Annotated in this window: 13 protein-coding genes; 3 read left to right on the top strand and 10 right to left on the bottom strand. The window is 62.2% G+C overall.

Translation table 11 applies throughout. The features are described from left to right. Nucleotides 1–60: 60 nt before the first annotated feature. Nucleotides 61–975 (bottom strand): OmpA family protein, encoded by a 915-nt coding sequence (locus AB8A33_RS10700; protein WP_439092692.1) that lies wholly within the window; start codon nt 973–975, stop codon nt 61–63. Between the two features lie 301 nt (nt 976–1,276). After that, nucleotides 1,277–2,191: a LysR substrate-binding domain-containing protein gene (locus AB8A33_RS10695; RefSeq protein WP_439092690.1), complete on the bottom strand. Its 915-nt coding sequence runs from the start codon at nt 2,189–2,191 to the stop codon at nt 1,277–1,279. Nucleotides 2,192–2,306: 115 nt separating this feature from the next. On the opposite strand from AB8A33_RS10695, the gene AB8A33_RS10690 reads away from it, so the two are divergent. Continuing rightward, the gene (locus tag AB8A33_RS10690; protein ID WP_439092689.1) at nt 2,307–2,966 is read left to right on the top strand and encodes an FMN-dependent NADH-azoreductase; all 660 of its coding nucleotides are present in this window, start codon (nt 2,307–2,309) and stop codon (nt 2,964–2,966) included. Here the strand turns inward: AB8A33_RS10690 and AB8A33_RS10685 are convergent. The 5 genes from AB8A33_RS10685 to AB8A33_RS10665 form a co-directional block, all read right to left on the bottom strand. Then, nucleotides 2,958–3,152 carry a hypothetical protein gene (locus tag AB8A33_RS10685; RefSeq protein ID WP_439096094.1) on the bottom strand — a complete coding sequence of 65 codons (195 nt, stop codon included), beginning with the start codon at nt 3,150–3,152 and terminating at the stop codon, nt 2,958–2,960. The two genes, AB8A33_RS10690 and AB8A33_RS10685, sit on opposite strands and share 9 nt — an antisense overlap. Before the next feature lie 32 nt (nt 3,153–3,184). Beyond that, nucleotides 3,185–5,971 (bottom strand): bifunctional aconitate hydratase 2/2-methylisocitrate dehydratase, encoded by a 2,787-nt coding sequence (locus tag AB8A33_RS10680; protein ID WP_439092688.1) that lies wholly within the window; start codon nt 5,969–5,971, stop codon nt 3,185–3,187. Nucleotides 5,972–6,213: 242 nt separating this feature from the next. Then, nucleotides 6,214–7,821: a glutamine-hydrolyzing GMP synthase gene (guaA, locus tag AB8A33_RS10675; protein ID WP_439092686.1), complete on the bottom strand. Its 1,608-nt coding sequence runs from the start codon at nt 7,819–7,821 to the stop codon at nt 6,214–6,216. A 64-nt stretch (nt 7,822–7,885) separates the two neighbouring features. After that, entirely contained in the window at nt 7,886–9,190 is a 1,305-nt protein-coding gene (locus AB8A33_RS10670) for an RsmB/NOP family class I SAM-dependent RNA methyltransferase (RefSeq protein ID WP_439092685.1), read from the bottom strand. A gap of 40 nt (nt 9,191–9,230) precedes the next feature. Beyond that, entirely contained in the window at nt 9,231–9,581 is a 351-nt protein-coding gene (locus AB8A33_RS10665) for a hypothetical protein (RefSeq protein WP_439092683.1), read from the bottom strand. Between the two features lie 198 nt (nt 9,582–9,779). Between AB8A33_RS10665 and AB8A33_RS10660 the strand changes: the two genes are divergently transcribed. Both AB8A33_RS10660 and AB8A33_RS10655 read left to right on the top strand, forming a co-directional pair. Further along, complete coding sequence (locus tag AB8A33_RS10660; RefSeq protein ID WP_439092682.1) at nt 9,780–10,433, top strand: acriflavin resistance protein; 654 nt, start codon at nt 9,780–9,782, stop codon at nt 10,431–10,433. A 69-nt stretch (nt 10,434–10,502) separates the two neighbouring features. Continuing rightward, nucleotides 10,503–11,354, top strand: coding sequence for a metallophosphoesterase family protein (locus AB8A33_RS10655; protein ID WP_439092680.1), 852 nt, complete (start codon nt 10,503–10,505; stop codon nt 11,352–11,354). A gap of 24 nt (nt 11,355–11,378) precedes the next feature. Here the strand turns inward: AB8A33_RS10655 and AB8A33_RS10650 are convergent, their stop codons facing one another. From AB8A33_RS10650 to guaB, 3 genes are all read right to left on the bottom strand, one after another. Then, nucleotides 11,379–12,401, bottom strand: coding sequence for an NADP-dependent oxidoreductase (locus tag AB8A33_RS10650; RefSeq protein WP_439092679.1), 1,023 nt, complete (start codon nt 12,399–12,401; stop codon nt 11,379–11,381). Between the two features lie 87 nt (nt 12,402–12,488). Beyond that, entirely contained in the window at nt 12,489–13,115 is a 627-nt protein-coding gene (locus AB8A33_RS10645; RefSeq protein WP_439092678.1) for a hypothetical protein, read from the bottom strand. 246 nt (nt 13,116–13,361) lie between these two features. Continuing rightward, nucleotides 13,362–14,849 carry an IMP dehydrogenase gene (gene guaB / locus AB8A33_RS10640; protein WP_089263865.1) on the bottom strand — a complete coding sequence of 496 codons (1,488 nt, stop codon included), beginning with the start codon at nt 14,847–14,849 and terminating at the stop codon, nt 13,362–13,364. Nucleotides 14,850–15,019: the final 170 nt, after the last annotated feature.

Genomic DNA, 15,019 nt, shown 5'->3' with positions numbered 1-15,019 from the left:
TAAGCGGATCCGGGGAATGGCACCGCCCAACGAACACCTCGGGCCGGCGGTTTTACAGACCTATTGCAACACCATCTCGACGCGGCGGTTGCGGGCGCGGCCATTTTCATTGGCATTGCTGGCAAGCGGCGCGTAGTTCGCCACGCCGGATGCGGACAGGCGCTTGCCATCGATCTTGTAGCTGCGCGTCAGGTCATCGATCACCGCCTGCGCGCGCGCCTTCGACAGCGCGAGGTTCGCATCCAGCGTACCCTGATTGTCGGTATGGCCGACGATGAACACGTTTGCGCCGGCATTGGCTTGCAGCACGCGCACCATCTCGTCGAGTTGCGGTTTGGACTCGGGCTTGATGGTCGCCTTACCGGTGTCGAAGAACAGTCCGTAGAGGGCCACCCTACCCTCAGCCTGCAGGCCCTTTGCGAGCGCTGCCGCATCCACAGTCACCTTGCCGCTATCCATCGCCTTCGGTTCGACGATCTCCACGACTGTGGCGATGTACTTACTGGCAAGCGCGATGGTGCCAGGCTTCGCTGAGAGGACCGCCACATGCAGCATGGTGCCGGATGCATTCAACGTTCCGTACCAATAGCGCTCGCCGCCGGTCTCCTGCCATTGCTGCAACAGCGTGATCGGGGTCCAGCCTTCCAGCGACACCTTGGCCAGCTGCGGATTGCCAGGCAGGTCGCGCAGCGGTTTGAAATTCCGCCGACCGCAGTCGTCGGCACACGCATCCAGCTTCGATGCACCGGCGCGCTCAAGCGCCTGCTCATAGTTGCGCTGCACTTCGAGCACCGCCTTGCCGGCGGGCGCGAGATAGAACAGCCGCGTCACCCGCCCCTCAAGCTTGACGACGTCAGTGTCTCCGGAGGGAATGCCGACCTGATCGAAGTTCTTCACATCCTGGGCGACGAGCCACGATCCGGCATAACGGCTGAGCACGGCATGATCGCGCGCATTCGGCGCGTCGGCAGGCATGCTCTGCGCCATCGCAAGGGAAGCTGAAGCAAGGAGACCAAGAACAGACAGCAGGCGGACAAGGCAGGCGCGCATCGGGACCCTCTCAGGCCAGAATGTGAGCGGAATGCAGATTGCTGCGGAGTTATGTCAGAGATGCCATTTTTGGAACAGCCGTTTGCCCCGTCACTTCATTCGATTGTTCTCATCGACGGCAACCTGTTGATTTTCTTGCGTAAGAATTTTCGCTACCTTGAGGACTCCCGTCAACCGAACCGTCAGTTGTCCGTTGTGCGTCACCATGATCACTTGACGGTGCGCCTTACCGGCTTAGAGCCGCCGCAGCATTCAGTGTCAGGCTGCTGACAAGCCAACGATGCAGAGCGACCACGGCAGGCGAGGATTCGGCGTGGGTTGGAAAAACCAAATCATAACGTCGGCCGTCGAGGGAAGGTCCGAATGGCTGCACGAGAGTGCGCGAGGCTAACTCTGCCTCGACGAGCGTCAAACTCAACAAGCCAACGCCTTGTCCCGCAACGGCGGCTTGAATCGCTGCGCTTTCGTCGTTGAAAGCAATCCCACTCTCGGGGTCTATTGAACTTACCCCTGCGCGCGCAGCCCACAGCCGCCATGTCGGCAACGTCCGCTTCTTAGACGCGAACCGCCAATCAAAATGAATGAGCGAAGCTCGCGCAAGGTCTTCTGGTCTCCGCAGATCCAGCTTTGGGCTGCACACCGGCGCGTATTTGTCCGCCAGTAGAGGAAGCGATGTAAGCTCTGAAGAAGATTCCGCGCCGTATCGGATAGCGGCATCAGCTTCGCGAGCCTCCAAATTAACGGGCTGGTCGCTCGCGAGCAGGCGAAGATCCCAGCCTTCATTGAGATCGCGGAACGCTGAAACGTGCGGCAGAAGCAGCCGCGCTGTAAATGCTGACGTGGCGGACAGCGTCGCAATTTTACGGGCCGGACGCCGTCGCACGGCGACTACAGCTTCCCCCATCGACCTGAAGGCTTCGGTCAACGGCCGGAAAAGATTGTCTCCATCAGCCGTCAATGCGACGGTCCTCGCCTGGCGCAAGAACAATTGCTTGCCGACATCCGCCTCCAGCAACCGAATGTGATGACTGATTGCCGTCGGAGTGACGCCAAGCTCCGCGGCGGCGCGCTTGAAGCTGCTGTGGCGTGCCGCAGCTTCAAAGGCGCGAAGCGCGCTCAATGGCGGTAGTCGACCTGTCATCCATCTCACCTTTTATAGATGAGCATAACTCATCTATCGCGTGATGTATTCGACTTTGTGAGCTATTTAAAGGGCATGCATAGTTGGTTGTAGCCAACATGGATAATATAAACTCATGCCTTCAATCTTACACCTCGACGCCAGTGCGCGCCGCAGCCGTTCCATCAGCCGTACCCTCTCGCAGACCTTTATCGACACATGGCTTGCAGCAAGACCTGATGACCAAGTCATCCGCCGAGACTTGGCGATCGATCCTCCACCGCATGTAACCGAGGAGTGGATTGCTGCTGCGTTCACTCCCGCAGAACAGCGAGACATGGCCATGCGCGACAGGCTTTCATGGTCGGACGCTGCGATTGACGAACTGTCGGCGGCGGACATCCTCGTCTTGGGCACGCCAATGTACAATTACGGCATGCCCAGCGCTCTCAAGGCATGGTTCGATCAGGTCGTGCGCGTTGGCCGGACATTTTCATTCGATCTGAGTCGCGGTGACTGGCCGCTAGAGCCCGTTCTGTCGGGCAAGAGACTTGTCGTATTGAGCGCACGTGGTGAGTTCGGCTTTGCCGCGAACGGCTTACGGGGCGGCTGGAATCATCTGGACCCCCACATCGCCACATGTGCTCGCTATCTAGGGGTCGCCCAGGACGCGATCGAAACTATCGCCGTTGAGTATCAGGAATTTGGCGACGAACGGCACACCCAGTCTCGCGATCTCGCGGCGACGCAGGTGAAGGAGATCGCAGTCTCCCTCGCTGCAGTGTTCTCACGCTAGGTTGCGCGCCGGTGCAGCCGTCGCCATCACGCCGACGGTCTTCACCGGCAGCAGCATGGCAAAGGCCAGCCAGTTGGCGTCGTAAAGGCCCACCTTGCGGATATAGTCGATACAAACGGTATCGGCCTCGTACAGGATGCCCGCTCGCCTACCAGCCCCGCGGCGCGGCAGGTGTTCACCTGCCAACGCCGATTTTTGAACGGCTCTGGTTCTCCGCCCTAGTAAAAGACGGAGGCCCCCATCGAAGCAGTCTTCGGCGGGGCGAACTTGGTCAGGTCGATGCCTTCGACGGCGGCCTTATATTCCTCGGCGCTCGGCGTGCGACCAAGGATCGCCGACAGCACCACGACCGGGGTCGAGGCGAGAAGCGATTCACCCTTCTTCTCGGCGGTGTCTTCCACGACGCGGCCCTGGAACAGACGGGTCGAGGTGGCGAGAACGGTATCGCCCTTCTCCGCCTTTTCCTGGTTGCCCATGCACAGATTGCAGCCCGGACGCTCGAGATACAGGATGTTCTCGTATGAGGTGCGGTTCGCGGTCTTCGGCTTCACATCGTCGAATTCGAAGCCGGAATACTTCTGCAGGATTTCCCAGTCACCCTCGGCCTTCAACTCGTCGATGATGTTGTAGGTGGGTGCTGCGACAACCAGCGGCGCGTTGAACGCGACCTTGCCTTCGGCCTTCTCGATGTTCTTGAGCATCTGGGCGACGATCTTCATGTCGCCCTTGTGCACCATGCACGAGCCCACGAAGCCGAGGTCCACCTTCTTGGTGCCGCCGTAATAAGAAATCGGACGGATCGTGTCGTGGGTGTAGCGCCTGGACACATCGGCGTTGTTCACGTCGGGATCGGCGATCATCGGCTCGTCGATGATATCGAGATCAACGACGACTTCGGCGAAGTATTTCGCATTGGCGTCGGGGGTCAGTGCCGGCTTCTCGCCCGAGCGGATTTCAGCGATGCGCGCATCCGCCTTGGCGATCAGGCCCTTCAGCGTGCCCCCCGCATTCTCCATGCCCTTGTCGATCATGATCTGGATGCGCGACTTGGCGATCTCCAGCGACTCGATCAGCGTGTCGTCCTGCGAAATGCAGATCGACGCCTTGGCCTTCATCTCGGCCGTCCAGTCGGTGAAGGTGAAGGCCTGGTCGGCGAGCAGCGTGCCGAGATGGACCTCGATGATCCGGCCCTGGAAAACGTTGTCGCCGCATTGCTTGAGCATCTGCGCCTGGGTCGCATGGACCACGTCGCGGAAGTCCATATGCGGCTGCATTGCACCCTTGAACGTCACCTTGACCGATTGCGGGATCGGCATCGTCGCCTCGCCGGTCGCCAGCGCGAGCGCCACGGTGCCGGAATCGGCACCGAAAGCCACGCCCTTGGACATGCGGGTGTGGCTGTCGCCGCCGATGATGATCGCCCAGTCATCGACGGTGATGTCGTTAAGCACCTTGTGGATGACGTCGGTCATCGCATGGTAGCTGCCCTTGGGATCGCGCGCGGTGATCACACCGAAATTGTTCATGAAGCTCATCAGCTTCGGAATGTTGACCTGCGCCTTCTTGTCCCACACCGACGCCGTGTGGCAGCCCGACTGATAGGCGCCATCGACGATCGGCGAGATGACGGTGGCCGCCATCGCTTCCAGCTCCTGCGCGGTCATCAGGCCGGTCGTGTCCTGCGAGCCGACGATGTTGACCTTGACGCGCACGTCCGAGCCCGCATGCAGCACCTTGCCGCCGAGCACGCCCACGGCGTTGCGGTTGAAGATCTTCTCGACCGCGGTCAGGCCCTGGCCATCGACCGAGATCTCCTTGTTCGGCGCGAACACCGGTGTCGGCTCGACGCCCAGCGTTTCGGCGGCGAAGGTCTGCAGCTTCTTGCCGAACACGATGGCATAGGAGCTGCCGGCCTTCATGAACTCCATCTTCTGCGGCGTGAAGGCGGCAGCGACATCGACCAGTTCCTTGCCGTTCTCGTCGCGCAGCTTCTTGCCCTTGGCATCGAGCGTCAGGACGGTGCCGGTGTCGACCGCAAATTTCTGCTCGAGGACCGGGTTTCCGTCGTTGTTCAGGATCGGCTTGCCGTCCGCGTCGAGTTTCTTGACCCAGTTCTTGAGATTGACGCCGATGCCGCCGGTGACGTCGACGGTGGTCGCAAAAATCGGCGAGATGCCATTGGTGCCCGCGACGATCGGCGCGAAGTTGACGAAGGGCACATAAGGGCTGGACTGCTTGCCGGTCCACAGCGCCACGTTGTTGACGCCCGACATGCGCGACGAGCCCACGCCCATCGTGCCCTTTTCGGCGATCATCATCACGCGCTTGTCGGGGTGCTGCTTCTGCAGCGCCACGATTTCCTGCTGCGCCTGCGGCGTCATCATGCACTGGCCGTGCAGCTCACGGTCCGAGCGCGAATGCGCCTGGTTGCCGGGTGACAGAAGGTCGGTCGAGATATCGCCTTCGGCGGCGACATAGGTCACGACCTTGATCTCGTCCGTGACGTCTGGGAGCTTGGTGAAGAACTCGGCCTTGGCATAGCTCTCGAGCACGCCCTTGGCGACGGCATTCCCTGCCTTGAAAGCATCGCGCAGCCGGAACATGTCGGCATCGTAGAGGAAGAACTGGGTCTTCAGAACTTCACCAGCCTGCTTCGCCAGCCCGGCATCATTGCCGAGCGTCACGTCGAGCAGCACGCCGATCGAGGGGCCGCCCTTCATGTGCGACAGTAGTTCCAGCGCGAAGGTCGGGGTAATTTCAGGGACGATCGCCTTGCCGAGGATGATCTCCTTCAGGAAGGCCGCCTTCACGCCCGCGGCGCTCGTGGTGCCCGGCAGCGTGTTGTAGATGAAGAATTTCAGGGCATCGGCGCGGTATTCGCTGCCATTGTCCTTGATGAGGGCGATGATTTCGCCGGTGAGCGCGCCGTCGTCGATCGGCTTGGGAGCGAGGTTCTGAGCTTTCCGGCTTTCGATCTCAGCGAGGTAATCTGAATAGAGGCTCATCGTCATCCCAACGTCATGAGGTGGTTGACGCTGAAACGCAGCGCCACCAACCGTTATTGTTAAAACCGGTCTAAAGGCGAATTCGGCTTCGAGTACGTCAATCCCAGCCGACTGACAAGATACTGCATTGCGGTAAAAATAGCCCTTTAAATTCAGGGTTCAACGGCCGAACTTGGACCGCAGGCATGCTTCCCGGACCGGGGTGATGGTAACCACCGCTTACCCGGCTTGCCGGACGTGAATCACTCCCACTCGATCGTCCCAGGCGGCTTGCTCGTGATATCATACACCACGCGATTGACGCCCTTCACCTCGTTGATGATGCGCGTCCCGGTTTCGCCGAGGAACTTCATGTCGAAAGCATAGAAGTCGGCGGTCATGCCGTCGGTGGAGGTCACGGCGCGCAGGCCGACGACGTATTCATAGGTGCGGCCGTCGCCCATCACGCCGACGGTCTTCACCGGCAGCAGCACGGCAAAGGCCTGCCAGATGGTGTCGTAGAGGCCGGCCTTGCGGATCTGGTCGATATAGACGGCGTCGGCTTCCCTGAGGATGTCGAGCTTCTCACGCGTGATCTCGCCGGGGCAGCGGATCGCGAGACCTGGTCCGGGGAACGGATGGCGGCCGACGAAGATGTCGGGCAGACCGAGTTCGCGGCCTAGGTCGCGCACCTCGTCCTTGAACAGCTCGCGCAGCGGCTCGACCAGTTTCATGTTCATGCGCGCGGGAAGCCCGCCGACATTGTGATGCGACTTGATGGTCACTGACGGACCGCCGGTGAAGGAGACGCTCTCGATCACGTCGGGATACAGCGTACCCTGCGCGAGGAAATCCGCGCCGCCGATTTTCTTCGCTTCCGCATCGAACACGTCGATGAACAGCCGGCCGATGGTCTTGCGCTTCACTTCGGGATCGGTGACGCCTTCGAGCTCGCCCAAAAATGTCTTCGCTGCATCCACATGCACGAGCGGGATATTGTAGTGGCCGCGGAACATGTCGACGACGGTCTTGCCCTCGTCCTTGCGCAGCATGCCGTGATCGACGAACACGCAAGTGAGCTGGTCGCCGATCGCTTCATGGATCAGCACGGCAGCCACTGCGCTGTCGACGCCGCCTGACAGACCGCAGATCACCCGGCCCTTGCCGACCTGCGCGCGGATCTTCTCGATCGCTTCCTCGCGGAAGGCGCGCATGGTCCAGTCGCCGGTGAAGCCGGCGATGTTGCGGACGAAGTTACGGATGAGCTTTGCGCCGTCGGGCGTATGCGCGACTTCCGGGTGGAACTGCATCGCATAGAACTTGCGGACATCGTCAGCGATGATCGAGATCGGCGAGCCCGGAGCTTTCGCGACCGCGCGAAAGCCGTCGGGCATCTTGGTGACGCGGTCGCCATGACTCATCCAGACATCGTATTTGCCGCCCACTTCCCACACACCGTCGAACAGTGCGCAGGTGTCGGTGATCTCGATGGCGGCGCGGCCGAATTCGCGATGGTGCCCAGCTTCGACGGTGCCGCCGAGCTGCTGCGCCATGGTCTGTTCGCCGTAGCAGATGCCGAGTACCGGAACGCCGGCGGTGAGGATCGACAGCGGCGCGGACGGTGCGTTATCGTCAAGCACTGAAGCGGGACCGCCGGACAGGATCACGGCCTTCGGCTTCATCTCGGCGAAGGCGGCCTCAGCCTTGTTGAACGGCACGATCTCGGAATAGACACCCTCCTCGCGGACGCGCCGCGCGATCAGCTGCGTCACCTGAGAGCCGAAATCGACGATCAGAATCTTGTCATGCGCCGCGGCCACATTGGGTGACGGATCGGCGGGCGAAACGGATGTTTTGCTGGGGGCTGTCATAGCGAGGAATTACGCGACTCATGCCGGCCTCGCAATGCCGGAATTCGCATTGTCCTGCCGAAAACTATGCCTTTTTGCGTGTCATGACCGACACGAAAAACCCATCCGTTCCGGTCCGCCGCGGGGTCATCAGCAAGCCCTCGGGGCTCTGATACGTCGCCGCCGCGAAATCCTCGGCCTTGTCCCACAGCACCGACATCACCTGCGCCGGCGGGACCACCGAAAACTCCGGCTGTCGGGCGGTAAAGGCGCGGATCTGGTCGCGGTTTTCCTGGGGAAGTACCGAACAGGTCACATAAGCGATCCGGCCGCCCGGCTTCACCAGCGCCACCGCACGGTCGAGGACCTCGGCCTGGTCCTTGATCCGGACCTCGAGGGCGCCCGGCCGCATCCGCCATTTGGCGTCGGGATTGCGACGCCAGGTGCCGGTGCCGGTGCATGGCGCGTCGATCAGCACGAGGTCTGCGGAGTTGTGGATGTCGCTGAGCGTATCGTCCGGGCCCTTGGGCGTGCGGATATCGGCATTGTGGATGCCGGCGCGCGACAGCCGCTCGTGGATCGGTGCCAGCTGGCGCTTGTCGGCATCGGTGGCGATCAGCCGGCCCTTGCCCTGCATCATCGCCGCCAGCGCCAGCGTCTTGCCGCCGGCCCCGGCGCAGAGGTCGATCACCTGCTCGCCCGGCTTGGCGCCGGACAGCAGGGCCGCAAGCTGCGAACCCTCGTCCTGCACTTCGATGCCACCCTTGATGAAATCCTCCTCGGCATGGATGCCGGGATTGCGCGCATCGGCACCGAGCTCGATCCGCAGCCCCAGCGGCGACCACGGCGTCTCGGTGGCGCCGAGATGGCGCAGCGAGCCCAGCACCTTGTCGCGCTTGGCCTTCAGCGTGTTGACGCGCAGGTCGAGCGGCGCGCGGCTGGCCATGGCGGTGGCTTCCGCCACGCGATCGTCGCCGAACACATCGGCAAGCTGGCCATCGAGCCATTCCGGATAATCGCCGGCAATATGCGCCGGTGCATCCGCGACAGTGCGCGACGCCAGCGCCGAGCGCTCCGCGTCAGACAGCGGCGCCGGCGCAAAACCGCTGCCGTCACAGAGCGCGGCAATCGTATCGACATCCATCCTGCGCTCGGCCTTGAGCATGCCGAGCAACCGCGCCCGCGACGTGTCGTCGTCCATGATCCAGGCACTGGAGGCGCGTCGCCGCAGCACGTCCCAGACCAACCCGGAAATCCCGGCCCGGTCGCCGGAGCCGGCGAAGCGGTGCGCGGTGCCCCATTCCTTCAGCGCCTTGGCGGCGGGGACACGCTGGGTGTCGATGACCTCGATCACTTCGATCGCGGCGGAGAGGCGTGCGGCGGGAGTCATGGCAATCTTTCAACGGAGAGAGGCGCGACGCCACCCCCGATCAGATCAGGAGAAGCATCCGTAGCGCGAAGTAGAACCACATCGCCAACAACACAAGCGCGCTGGCGAGCCAGGCCTGCGATCCCCGGCTATTGGCGACAAATCCAGCGCCCACGAACCGGGCGATCACGAACACCCAGGACAGGCAGACCAGCACCAGATCGATCTTGCGAAGCGGCAAGCCGATGGCGATCAGCGCATAGAACAGCAGATCGAGCTGCGGAGCGGTATTCGGCAGGTCGCCGGCATCGTTGCGGCTTAACACGCCGCCGCGCCGCCCTGTCCAGAAAAAGGCGCCCAGCGTGATGGCCACCAACACAAAGACCGGCAACAAAACCCATTGAATCGACATCGAAATTTCCTCAGCCCGGGAATTCAGAGCCGCGCGGCACCCCGCTCGCGCTACAGACCCGCCCCTTGGAACATGACGATTAACCGGCCCAAGAGTTCCATATCGGTTCCATGCAGGTTCCATTGAACCCGCTGGGCCGCCTTCGACACCCATTTGCAGGCGCTGCCCGGCGGCGCGCCAGCCTCAAGAGTTCTGCCCGTGAGCCCTGCCATGGCCTATCTCGATGCCCTCTTTGCGATGCTGACGCCCGGCGACCCGGACAGCTGGGCCGGCCTCACGATGTCGGCGCTGGCCGGCGCCGCCGCGGCGCTCGCGGTGGCCATCCTGCTGAATCTCTATTTCCGGGCCCGGTATCGCTCGGTCCATGATGTGGTCCACCACGGCGTCGCGGCGCTGGCCGTGCTGGGCCTCCTCGCCTTCGCCGCCACCGACATGCGCCACACGGCACTGGGCTATCTCGGCATCAATCCGACCCGACCCGCCGTCGAATTCGAAATCCGCCTGCCCGACGCGGTCGCGGCGAAGATCATCGCGGAAGCCACGCAGATCGAATTGCATACCGACCGCAACCAGGCGCTCGCCGCCATCAGCGAAGGCCCGACTTTCACGAGCAAGGGCGAGAGCATTCTCAAGGGCACGGTGCCGCTGAAATTTCGCACTGCGCAGCGTGTGATGATCGTGAACGTGCCCGGCGAAGCACCGCTGATCTTCAAGCTGCGGCTGGCCGCAAGCCCGAGTCACTCGGCTGAATTCAGCCCGTGGCATCTGGTGGATCAGGTGATCGCCTCAGCCCGTGCGGGCAAGCCAACCCGCACCGAGGATGGCTATGCGATCAGGTATCGCGTGATCTGACTTTCGGCCGCGCGAGCCATCCGGCTGACATCCGGAACGGTTAAACTCCCCTTTAGAGGAGTTCCCGCCATGTCCGAATTCCGCCTGATCCAGATCACCGATACACATCTCGGCGCCCGCTTTCCGCAATTCGTCTCGAATTTCCAGCGCGTCAGCGCGTTCATCGACGCGGCAAAGCCGGACCTCGTCATCAATAGTGGCGATCTTGCCTTCGATGGCCCGGGCCATCCCGATGACCTGGCCTTCGCCAGATCACAGCATGACGCCCTTCCCGTCGCCTGCCGCTATCTGCCGGGCAATCACGACATCGGCGACAACTCGACTCTGGTCGCCCCGCCGCCATCCCAACTGATTTCCGAGCCAAGCCGGCAGGCATTCGTTTCGGTCTTTGGACACGACCACTGGCGCTTCAACGCGGCTGGCTGGTGTTTCATCGGTCTGAACTCGTTGATCATGAATAGCGGGCTCGCCTGCGAAGAGGAGCAGTTCGACTGGCTCGCCTCGCAACTGGCGGGTCTGAACGGACGACCGCTGGCGCTGTTCATCCACAAACCGCTATTTCTGAATAGCCCGGACGATCCGGAACTAGCCGCGACGTCGATCCGCTATGTCCCGATGCCAGCGCGCCGCCGTCTCATCGATCTGCTTGACCCTGTCGATCTGCGGCTCGTCGCCTGCGGTCACGTCCACCAGCGGCGCGACTACACATGGCGCGGCGTCAGGCACATCTGGGCGCCCTCGAGCAGTTTCATCATTCGTCCCGAGGACAAGCAGGAGACGATCGGTGTCAAGGAGGTCGGGCTCGTCGAATACAGTTTCCAGCCCAGCGGCTTTAAAGTTCGTCACAGCCGCGCACCGGGCCAGACCGACATCGATCTGTTCACCGTCATCAATGCGGACGGCACAGTGCGCCCGCAGTGATGACAGCTTGAAGGCGTATCCGCCTTACGCCTTGTCCGCGCCGACCCGCACGAGCTGCTTGCCGAAGTTCGCGCCTTTGAGCAGCCCCATGAACGCCGTCGGTGCATTGTCGAGACCTTCAGTGACGTGTTCCTTGTACTTCACCTTGCCCTCGCGCACCCATTGCGACATGTCGCGCAGGAAATCGCCATGCATCGATGCGAAGTCGCGCACGATAAAGCCGCGGAAGTTGAGGCGTTTGGTGAGCACGTTGCGCATCATCGCGCCGGCCCATTTGGGCGCCTCTGACGTCGTATCGTTGTACTGTGCGATCAGTCCGCATACCGGAATGCGCGCGAAGAAGTTCAGCAGCGGAAACACCGCCTCGAACACGGCGCCGCCGACATTCTCGAAATACACATCGATGCCGTTGGGGCACGCGGCCTTGAGCTTCGCCGGAAAATCCGGATCGCGATGATCGAGGCACTCGTCGAAGCCGAGTTCTTCCTTCACATAGCGGCACTTGTCGGCACCGCCCGCGATACCGATGGCACGCGCGCCCTTGATCTTCGCTATCTGGCCGACTGCAGAGCCCACAGCACCTGACGCCGCGGCCACGACCACGGTTTCGCCGGCCTGCGGATTTCCAATGGCAAGCAGGCCGGTATAGGCGGTCATGCCCGGCATGCCGAGAATGCCGACGGCGGTCGAGATCGGCGCCAGTTTCGGATCGAGCTTGCGCAGGCCCTTGCCGTCGGAGATCGCATGGGTCTGCCAGCCGGCATGGGCCAGCACGATATCGCCCTTGGCAAAACCCGGATTGTTCGAGGCGATCACCTCGCACACGGTGCCGCCTTCCATCACGCCATCCACCGGCACCGGCGCGGCATAGGACGGGCCGTCACTCATGCGCCCACGCATATAGGGATCGAGCGACAGCCAGATCGTGCGCAGCAGCACCTCGCCTGCGCCTGGCGTCGGCACGGCATAATCCTCAACGCGGAAATTCGATGGGCCGGGCTCGCCGTGCGGACGCGATGCGAGAACGACGCGTTTGGCTGCTGACATGGGACTTCTCCGTTTGTTGTTCTTGATCGCAAAAAAATGCGGCGCGCGATGATCGCGCGCCGCATTCAAAACGTAAACCGGCAAATATCAGGCGGTGAGTTTCGCCAGCACCTTGTCGAATGCTGCAGCTGCACTGTCGAGATCCTTGAAGGACAGACCGCCATCGGCCGACTGCTTCTGCGCCGCCGTTGCCGTCGGGCGGATTTCAGCCACCGGCTTGCCACCGTCGAGCATCGTCAGCGGTGCGATCACCTGAAACTCATGCGTCTCGATCGGCTGGTCCTTGAGCAGGAACACACTGAGCGACGCGATATCCGTGCCGCGGCGATAGGAGATGTAGCGATCGACGGCGACCGAGCCGTCGCGCTGCATGCCGCCGAGCTTGGCATGGCCATCGGAGCCGAGCAGCTTGTGCGCCTTGAAGCCCTTCACGCCTTCGGACTTCGCCTTGGCGGTCGCTTCGGAGAGATCGTATTTCTCGGCCATTGCCTTGCCGACGGTGGCGAGTTCCGCCGACATGTCGTGCTCGAACTGCTTGGCCTCGCTGCGCGGCTGGCCGATCCTGCGCGGCTTGTCGGCATTACGCTTGGCGAGCTCGGTGGTGCAAAGCTCAACCAGCGCCGTGACCTCGCGGCGTGTGGCGTTCTCACGCAGGTTTTTCAGTTGCGCAGTGTCGAGAGCCGCAATGCGTTCGTCCGTCCATTCAATGGCCATAGTATCCAACGTTCTTTTCTGCGGGTGTTACTTCGACGCGTGACGAGGTCATTGTCGAAAATGAGCATCACAACGCGACGCGGAGCCAAGCTCCGCCGCCGGGTTCGTCCGGCCCTGGAAATCCATATCGGGACATCCATGGCCGACAGCGCACGTGACGCGCGAACAATAGCGCGTTTTCGCCGATCTGTGGGGCTCAATTTAGGCAGCGATGCCTATGTGGCACCGCAATACTGCCCGGTATAGTTAAGCACCGCCCGGGTAATTCGGGCTTTCGCGGGTAATCGTCACGTCATGCACGTGGCTTTCGCGCAGTCCGGCGCTGGTGATGCGGACGAATTCTGCCTTGTCGTGGAATTCGGTCAGCGTCTTGGCGCCCACATAGCCCATGGCGGCGCGCAGGCCACCGGCAAGCTGATGCATCACATTGGCCACCGGGCCCTTATAGGGCACCTGGCCCTCAATGCCTTCCGGCACCAGCTTCAGCGTATCCTTGATGTCCTGTTGGAAGTAGCGATCCGCCGAGCCGCGCGCCATGGCGCCCACCGAGCCCATGCCGCGATAGGCCTTGTAGGAACGGCCCTGCCACAGGAACACTTCGCCGGGGGTCTCGTCGGTGCCCGCGAGCAACGAGCCGACCATCGCGATGTCGGCACCGGCAGCGAGCGCCTTGGCGAGATCGCCCGAGAATTTGATGCCGCCGTCGGCAATGATCGGAATGTTGTGCTTCTTCGCGGCTTCCACCGCATCCATGATCGCGGTGAGCTGCGGCACGCCAACGCCGGCGACAATGCGCGTGGTGCAGATCGAGCCCGGACCGATGCCGACCTTGATCGCATCCGCGCCCGCATCGATCAGCGCCTGCGCACCTTCGGTGGTGGCGATATTGCCGGCAATCACCTGCACGGAGTTCGAAATCTTCTTGATGCGCGTCACGGCTTCCAGTACGCGCATCGAATGGCCATGCGCGGTGTCGACGACGACGACATCGACGCCCGCATCGATCAGACGCTCGGTGCGCTCGAAACCGCCCTCGCCCACAGTGGTTGCGGCAGCTACGCGCAGACGGCCCTGCGCATCCTTGCTGGCCAGCGGATGCGCGACGGCCTTGTCCATGTCCTTCACGGTGATCAGGCCAACGCAACGATACTGATCGTCGACGACGAGCAGCTTCTCGATGCGATGCTTGTGCAGCATGCGCTTGGCTTCATCCTGGCTGACGCCTTCACGCACAGTCACGAGATTCTCGTGCGTCATCAGTTCGGAAATTTTCTGGTTCGGATTGCTGGCGAAGCGCACGTCGCGATTGGTGAGAATACCGACCAGCTTGCCGGGAACGTCCTTGCTCGCGCCGGTGACGACGGGAATGCCGGAGAAGCCGTGCTCGCTCATCAGCGCCAGCGCTTCGGCCAGCTTGGCGTCGGGACCGATGGTGAGCGGATTTACCACCATGCCGGATTCGTACTTCTTGACCTGCCGAACCTGCGCGGCCTGGCCTTCCGGATCGAAGTTGCGGTGGATCACGCCGAGACCGCCGGCCTGCGCCATGGCAATCGCCATGCGGGCCTCGGTGACGGTATCCATCGCCGAGGCGATGATCGGAATATTGAGCGGAATGGCACGGGTGGCGTGGGAGCGGATATCGGCGTCGGAAGGCAGGATGTCCGACAGGCCGGGCTTCAGCAGAACGTCATCGAACGTGTAAGCTTCGCGGATCTTCTGAACGACTGCCATTGCCAACTCCATGCGGCGACCTCGGGATCGCGGTAGAAACCTCTGGATGCACCAATTCGACGGCGGTGCAGGACACCGTCGTCGAATCTGAACCCATAAGTAGGATTGGCGGTGGTCGATAGCATGCTGCTGTACGAAATCAAAGCGTTTGGCAGCCATGCACAGGCATT

The sequence above is a fragment of the Tardiphaga sp. 813_E8_N1_3 genome, from assembly GCF_051811025.1.
Lineage (GTDB): Bacteria > Pseudomonadota > Alphaproteobacteria > Rhizobiales > Xanthobacteraceae > Tardiphaga.
The sequence above is the reverse complement of the archived record's forward strand: the minus strand, read 5'-3'. Positions and strand labels throughout refer to the sequence as shown.

Bases quoted from the DNA above. Each gene is read 5' to 3' on its own strand.
- AB8A33_RS10700 (WP_439092692.1), bottom strand. From the start codon at position 975: ATGCCTGCCGACGCGCCGAATGCGCGCGATCATGCCGTGCTCAGCCGT.
- AB8A33_RS10695 (WP_439092690.1), bottom strand. From the start codon at position 2,191: ATGACAGGTCGACTACCGCCATTGAGCGCGCTTCGCGCCTTTGAAGCT.
- AB8A33_RS10690 (WP_439092689.1), top strand. From the start codon at position 2,307: ATGCCTTCAATCTTACACCTCGACGCCAGTGCGCGCCGCAGCCGTTCC.
- AB8A33_RS10680 (WP_439092688.1), bottom strand. From the start codon at position 5,971: ATGAGCCTCTATTCAGATTACCTCGCTGAGATCGAAAGCCGGAAAGCT.
- guaA (WP_439092686.1), bottom strand. From the start codon at position 7,821: ATGACAGCCCCCAGCAAAACATCCGTTTCGCCCGCCGATCCGTCACCC.
- AB8A33_RS10670 (WP_439092685.1), bottom strand. From the start codon at position 9,190: ATGACTCCCGCCGCACGCCTCTCCGCCGCGATCGAAGTGATCGAGGTC.
- AB8A33_RS10665 (WP_439092683.1), bottom strand. From the start codon at position 9,581: ATGTCGATTCAATGGGTTTTGTTGCCGGTCTTTGTGTTGGTGGCCATC.
- AB8A33_RS10655 (WP_439092680.1), top strand. From the start codon at position 10,503: ATGTCCGAATTCCGCCTGATCCAGATCACCGATACACATCTCGGCGCC.
- AB8A33_RS10650 (WP_439092679.1), bottom strand. From the start codon at position 12,401: ATGTCAGCAGCCAAACGCGTCGTTCTCGCATCGCGTCCGCACGGCGAG.
- AB8A33_RS10645 (WP_439092678.1), bottom strand. From the start codon at position 13,115: ATGGCCATTGAATGGACGGACGAACGCATTGCGGCTCTCGACACTGCG.
- guaB (WP_089263865.1), bottom strand. From the start codon at position 14,849: ATGGCAGTCGTTCAGAAGATCCGCGAAGCTTACACGTTCGATGACGTT.